The sequence below is a fragment of the Propionispira raffinosivorans DSM 20765 genome (assembly GCF_000381065.1).
Taxonomy (GTDB): Bacteria; Bacillota; Negativicutes; order Selenomonadales; family Selenomonadaceae; genus Propionispira; species Propionispira raffinosivorans.
The window spans coordinates 143,992-150,650 of sequence record NZ_KB905846.1 but is presented as its reverse complement, the minus strand read 5'-3'; the positions used below and the strand labels follow the sequence as shown (position 1 = coordinate 150,650).

Here is a 6,659-nt window from a genome sequence, read left to right as displayed (position 1 = left end):
TGGGCACGCGGCTATTTTGTGGATACGGTAGGAAGAAATAAAAAGCAGATAGAGAACTACATTAGGAATCAGCTAGAACAAGATCAAATAACAGAACAAATGAGTTTAAAAGAGTTTGTGGACCCGTTTACGGGTAGCAAGAAGCAAAAGGCATAAATAAAAAGCCCCTTTAGGGGTCGCCCGAAAAAGTAAAACGTTGGTTAGACCATTCGGACGCCCCTTGAGGGGCTTATGTTAGTAATATGCCCTTCCAGGGCTTGAGCAAGCCTCCGGTTTACCGGAGGTCATGACTTTAAACCCTTTATCTAAATAGAGCGGGCATGGTATAATAAAAAATATGTGAAAAATTAAAGCGATGCGTAGGAGGATTTTGTAGTGCAAAAATATATAGGATGGATGACGGCTGTTTTTGTATCAATCATGGTTTTGTTGCCAGGAATGGTTTTGGCTAAATCAGAAGCTAAGACAATTTCGTTAGATGATAATCAGTCTAAAAAGCTAGTGCTGCAGCAGGAACCGACAATGGGGAATGATACCAGCACAGCTGTTGGTACTGCTAAAATTAATCTTGTCTGGCAGCCTACCTTTGAAGCGGTCAATAACTTGGCTTCACTTGATAAAGTACCCGGCATGAATGTTATAGCACCATCCTGGTTTTCGATTGTTGGTACAAATGGATTTATTAAAAATTGTGCAGATGAAAGTTATGTTGCCAATGCCCATGCAAAAGGATATAAAGTTTGGGCGTTAATTACCAATAGTTTTGATCCGGATTTAACGAGTGCCGTTTTACATGATCCGAAAGCGCGTCAATATGTAGTAAACCAGTTGCAGTTTTTTATCGAAAAATATAATTTAGATGGTATCAATCTTGATTTTGAGAATATTTATGACGAGGATAAAGATGCGTTGACAGCTTTTGTTCGAGAAATCAAAACGGCACTGGAACAAACTGGTACGATTGTGTCAATGGATATTACAGTACCTTCGGAAACCTCGCGCTGGTCAACTTGTTATAATCGACAGGCATTAGGTGAGACCGTTGATTATGTGATGCTTATGGCATACGATGAACATTGGCGAACTTCCCCCGTTAGCGGATCCGTGGCTTCGATTGGCTGGGTTGAAACTGGTATAATAAATACATTAAAAAGTGTTCCGGCGCATAAATTGATTTTAGGGATACCTTTTTATATGCGTAAATGGGAAGAAAACAATGGTAAAGTTACGGCAAAAACTCTCACGATGGATGCAGCGGAAAATTTGATTCGTGAGAAACAACTCCAGCCGCAATGGATGGCTGATCAAGGGCAATATTATTTCGAATATGAAGAAGATGGCAAATTATATCGTGTTTGGCAGGAAGATGCCCGTTCGATTGCTCTCAAAGTCGGGCTTGCCGACAAATATCAGTTACCGGGTGTGGCAGCATGGCGAAAAGGGTTTGAAAAACCTGAGATTTGGGCTGTTATTGATAAATCCTTGAATATGAAATCAGTCTTGAAGGAAAAAAACGTCTTAGCAGGCCCTAAGGCTGAAGCATTGCAGCTTAATCAAAATGACAACAAACGGTCGCATGAGCAGATCGTTCAATCGGCAAAGAAAAAGATACAGACACAATAAAAAATGACAGCTATCAAATGTAAAAATATATTTGATAGCTGTCATTTTTATTCTATTTTTGGATATTTCCTTTTTGCAGACTCAAAGTTCCTTTACAAAAATCAATGAAGGATTGAGCAGCTTTAGAAATATAACGATCTTTTTTCCAAGCAAGACCAACATCAACAAAAATTGGCTCTTCCAGCGGAAGGGCTTTAATGCCAGGTGTATCTTCGGCAATAAAATCCAATAGATAGGCAAGTCCGACATCGCTGGCAACCAGACCTTTAATCGTTTCAATTTGATTTGATTCTAAAACGATATTTGGCGTGATATTAGCACTTTTTAGTTTTTGTAAAACTAAATGACGTAAATAGGATCCTTCTTTTAGCATAATGAGGTCAATATCATTCATATCTGAGATATTGATTGACTCTTTGCTGGCGAGTTCATGATGTTCAGGTACACATGCCAAGATTTGATTCGTAGACATTGGCAGAAGCTGTAAATTTTGCGAAGCACCACTAATGATAACAATTCCAAAATCGAGTTCATCACGTTCTAATTGTTCGCGAATCGCCATGGAGCCTTCTTCATATAAATAAATATCAAGATGTGAATAGCGACGCTGGAAACTCGAAAATATTTTAGGGAAAAGATAAGACCCTATCATGGAAGGAATACCAATTTTAATAGTACCTTTTTGTAATTGCTTGTAATCGTTGACCTCAAGCACAGCATCTTGAATATTGCGTAAAGCAAGTTCAATACGATTTAAAAATACAGCACCTTCAGGTGTTAAGGATAGCTGCTTTTGGCTGCGATCGAAAAGTTGAATACCCAATTCAGCTTCAAGTTTTTTTATTGCTACGGTGATATTTGGTTGTGATACACGGAGTCTTTCAGCCGCACGGGTAATGTTTTTTAAACGGCTGGCCATTTGAAAATATTCTAATTGTCGTAATTCCATTTTTTCTCTCCATATTCATAGAATTTAGATGATTTAAATTGTAATGATAAATTGAAGTTATCTAAATATTATTATATCATATTTGGGAAGAATAATAAGACATTATATCTAAAATTTATTATTTTATAAATCATATCTTGTTAAAACACATGAAATCATCCTTTTCGTCAAGTCATTTTTTCTTAAATATTTTATTTGCATAAATGATATTAATATAGTAACATACTATTGATAAAAAATAAATATCGTTGAATTTTTAAAATAAATTTAACTTTTTGGTAAATATTCCGATATAAATAACAGGGATATATTAACAGATTGTCAAAGAGAAAATAAATGAAGATAATAATCACAATATTAGATAGGATTTTTCTGTTTTCTTGTGGAATATTATGTATTAGTTTAGATAAACTGATTTTACTCCCTTCGGGGTTCAGGTAAACATTTATGAGTATTCAATGATGAAATTTAGTGGTACGTGAAAAAGGAGGACTTTCTTTTGGAAAAGTCAACATTATTCGGTCTATTATTAGGGTTTATTTCAGTCTTTGTGGGAATGGTTCTGAAAGGTGCTCCGATTTCTTCACTTAATAACCCAGCAGCGTTTTTGATTATTATCGGAGGAACTTTTTCTTGCCTTTTGACGGGTTTTACTTCGGATCAAATGCGTACATTTCCAAAACTGATTAAGAAAACATTTCAGCCGCCATCGACTCGGCCAAAAGCAGAGTTGTTGAAGCTTTTTGTTGAGTTATCGCAGATTGCACGTCGTGAAGGAATTTTGGCTTTAGAAAGCAGAGTATCTGATATTGAGGATCAGTTTTTTAAATCTGGCTTAAATATGGTCATTGATGGTATGGATCCGGAATTTGTCGGTGATGTTCTTGATGCAGAACTTGAAGTTATGGAACAGCGCCATAATGATGGTATGTCGATTTTTACACAAGCGGGTACATATGCACCAACCCTTGGGGTTTTGGGTGCCGTGGTAGGTCTGATTGCAGCCTTAGGAAGTTTGAATGATATTGATAAACTTGGACATTCTATTGCGGCAGCATTTATTGCAACGCTGCTGGGTATTTTTACGGGATATGTACTGTGGCTGCCGATTGCCAATAAGCTAAAAATGCTGTCAAAACTTGAAATAGCTGAAAAACGTATGATTATTGAAGGTGTTTTGTCCTTGCAAGCCGGTGATTCACCAACTGCTATCGAAGCGAAGCTGATGGTGTTTATTCCGCAGTCAGAACGTGACCAAATTAAGGACAGTAAGGCGGGGAACTAAAATATGGCTAGAAAAAAGAAACATAAGGCACACGAAGAACATGCTAGTGAAGCATGGCTGTTGCCTTATTCGGATCTTTTAACTTTATTGCTGGCACTGTTTATTGTATTGTTTGCAGTATCGCAGACGGATCAGAAGAAAGTAACAGAGATGGCACAGGCCTTTAGTGCAGCGTTTAACACGGGTGGACCATCTATGTTTGACAAGGCTGGGCCGAACATGACACAAAGTACAGAAATTCCTGATGATAAAGAAATCAATCAAGCCTATGTCGACGAAAACCAGCAGCTTACAGCAGTAAAAGAGGCTCTTGATAAATACATCAAGGAAAATGGTTTGGATGCAGAGTTAAACACAGTGCTCACGGAAGATGGACTTATGATCAGCATTAAAGAACGCGCTTTATTCCCATCGGGCAGTGCGGATCTTGTGGCTGATTCACAGAAAATTGGTCCGGTAATTGCCGGGCTTTTAGGGTCAATCAAACAGAATGTTGTTATTTCCGGGCATACCGATAACATTCCAATTTCAAATGCGCAATTTCCGTCGAACTGGGATTTAAGCTCACAAAGAGCCAGCAATTTTACGAAATTTATTTTAGAGCAAGGTGATAATTTGAATCCGGCTCGTTTTAGTGCTGTGGGCTATAGTGAATATCGACCGGCTGCTAGCAATGATACGGAAGAAGGCCGTGCGAAAAATCGACGCGTAGAAGTTTTGATATCGCGTGCTAATCATAGTAGTAAAATGCAGACAATGCAGTAACTTTTATAAAATTGATGCAAAAGGCAGCTAACTTTTTAATTTTGGTTAAGGAGTTGGCTTTTTTTGTGGTTGGGAGGAAAAATATGATTTTAGGTACAGGAATTGACATAATAGAGATCGAAAGAATAAAAAAAGCAATTAAAAATAAACGTTTTCTTGAAAGAGTTTTTACTACAAATGAAATTAAGTACTGTCAAAGTAGAGGGGCACAGTCAGCCGCATCGTATGCTGCTCGTTTTGCTGGGAAGGAAGCTGTTTTAAAAGCTTTTGGTACGGGACTCGTGAAAGGAACTTTACTGGATATAGAAATATTGCCCGATGGAAAAGGCTGCCCCCATGTTTTTTTAAATGGATTTTTTGGTGAGGAAGCAAAACGGTTAGAGGTAAATAAAATCTTTATATCACTAAGCCATGCCCATGCATATGCAACGGCACAGGTAATTTTTTGGAGGGATTCACTATGAAAGTAATAACTGCAGCAAAAATGAGAGAAATCGACTCTGCCGCAATGGAACAATATGGTATACCAGCAGTAGCGTTGATGGAAAATGCTGGGACTGAGGCAGCAAAATTGGTTGAGAAACTCGTGGGGAATTTAAAAAATAAAAAAATTTGCATCTTTTCTGGCTCTGGCAATAATGGCGGTGATGGGTTTGTTGCTGCCAGGCACCTTAGCAATCGTGGGGCCCGGGTGAAAATTTTTTTATTAGGAAATATAGATCATATAACGGATGAAGCTAAAATTAATTTGGAAATTGTTGAAAATATGAATATTGATATTTTGCAGCTCGTAACGGAACGCGACTGGGATAAGGTGCAAGTTGCATTGGCATTTTCGGATTGTTTGGTTGATGCGCTGCTAGGGACGGGCTTTAAAGGAAACTTGACGGAGCCGTTGGCGAAAATAATTCAAATGATTAATAATTCAGGGAAAAAGGTGCTATCAATTGATTTGCCAAGTGGTGTGGAGGCGGATACGGGTAATGTTGTATCGGTTGCTGTTAAAGCAAGTATGACGTTATCACTTGGACTTGCCAAGGTCGGACTGCTATTTTATCCCGGTGCACAAATGACAGGAGAACTTTTTGTTGATGATATTGGAATTCCATCTGTATTGCTCGAAGATTCGAAAATTAACCAAACTCTAATTGATTTAGAAATGGTTCGACGGCTTCTTGTGAAAAGATCGCCAGATGTACATAAGGGGATTTGTGGCAGAGTCTTAGTTATAGCTGGCTCACCAGGTCTTACCGGAGCTGCCGCGTTGGTGACGAAAGCGGCTCTGAGAAGTGGTGCGGGTGTGGTTACTTTGGCTGTGGCCAAAAGTTTGCATGATATTTTTGAAGTGAAATTGACGGAAGTTATGACGGTCTCGCTGCCTGAAATTGATACGGGCATATTAGGACTATCCGCTTTGCCAAAATTACTGGAATTAGCACAGCAGTATGACGTTGTCGAAATCGGTTCAGGACTGGGGCGAAATCCTGCCACAGTTGAATTGATTCAAGAGTTTGTTCGTCAAACCGATCGTCAATTGATTCTTGACGCCGATGCAATTAATGCGTATCATGGCAAGGCTTTGTCCTTGAAAGAAGCACAGATTATGCCGATATTAACACCGCATTTAGGTGAATTAGCTACTTTGTTGAATTTGTCGATAGAAGAAATAAAAGAAGATCTATTAGAAATTTCTCGCCGGGCAGCGGCTGAATATAATGCAATTTTTGTGGTGAAAAGTGCGAAGACAATTGTTGTATATCCAGATGGCAATCTTTATATTACGACGACAGGTAATGCTGGTATGGCAACAGCGGGGAGTGGCGATGTTTTAGCGGGAACCATTAGTGCTCTGTCTGCACAGGGGCTATTGAGTTATACGGCAGCAATTGCTGGTGTATATTTGCATGGCTTTGCAGGTGATTTAGCAGCTCGTGCAGGTATGTCCGGGATTATTGCCAGTGATATTGTAAACGCAATTCCGTCGGCTCGTTTTGGAATTGAAGCAGAGTAAAACGCTAAGAAAAAATTGACATTTGA

At 38.8% G+C, this 6,659-nt stretch carries 6 protein-coding genes and 1 pseudogene; 6 read left to right on the top strand and 1 reads right to left on the bottom strand.

The window, feature by feature from the left end; genetic code table 11:
* Both F606_RS23645 and F606_RS0108530 read left to right on the top strand, forming a co-directional pair.
* A pseudogene (locus tag F606_RS23645) lies at positions 1–156 on the top strand (IS200/IS605 family transposase); the annotation flags it as partial.
* Positions 157–375: 219 nt separating this feature from the next.
* Positions 376–1,623 (top strand): glycosyl hydrolase family 18 protein, encoded by a 1,248-nt coding sequence (locus tag F606_RS0108530; RefSeq protein ID WP_019553466.1) that lies wholly within the window; start codon positions 376–378, stop codon positions 1,621–1,623.
* 52 nt (positions 1,624–1,675) lie between these two features.
* Here the strand turns inward: F606_RS0108530 and F606_RS0108525 are convergent, their stop codons facing one another.
* Entirely contained in the window at positions 1,676–2,572 is an 897-nt protein-coding gene (locus F606_RS0108525) for a LysR family transcriptional regulator (protein WP_019553465.1), read from the bottom strand.
* A gap of 499 nt (positions 2,573–3,071) precedes the next feature.
* Here F606_RS0108525 and motA point away from each other — a divergent pair, with 499 nt between their 5' ends.
* The 4 genes from motA to F606_RS0108505 all read left to right on the top strand — a co-directional run bounded on the left by motA (position 3,072) and on the right by F606_RS0108505 (position 6,633).
* A complete protein-coding gene (gene motA / locus F606_RS0108520; RefSeq protein WP_019553464.1) occupies positions 3,072–3,857 on the top strand; it encodes a flagellar motor stator protein MotA in 786 nt (261 codons plus the stop codon).
* Positions 3,858–3,860: 3 nt separating this feature from the next.
* Positions 3,861–4,622, top strand: coding sequence for a flagellar motor protein MotB (locus F606_RS20805; RefSeq protein WP_019553463.1), 762 nt, complete (start codon positions 3,861–3,863; stop codon positions 4,620–4,622).
* 83 nt (positions 4,623–4,705) lie between these two features.
* A complete protein-coding gene (acpS, locus tag F606_RS0108510; protein WP_019553462.1) occupies positions 4,706–5,086 on the top strand; it encodes a holo-ACP synthase in 381 nt (126 codons plus the stop codon).
* Positions 5,083–6,633 carry a bifunctional ADP-dependent NAD(P)H-hydrate dehydratase/NAD(P)H-hydrate epimerase gene (locus F606_RS0108505; protein ID WP_019553461.1) on the top strand — a complete coding sequence of 517 codons (1,551 nt, stop codon included), beginning with the start codon at positions 5,083–5,085 and terminating at the stop codon, positions 6,631–6,633. Before acpS ends, F606_RS0108505 begins: the two co-directional genes overlap by 4 nt.
* The last annotated feature ends 26 nt before the right edge of the window (positions 6,634–6,659 follow it).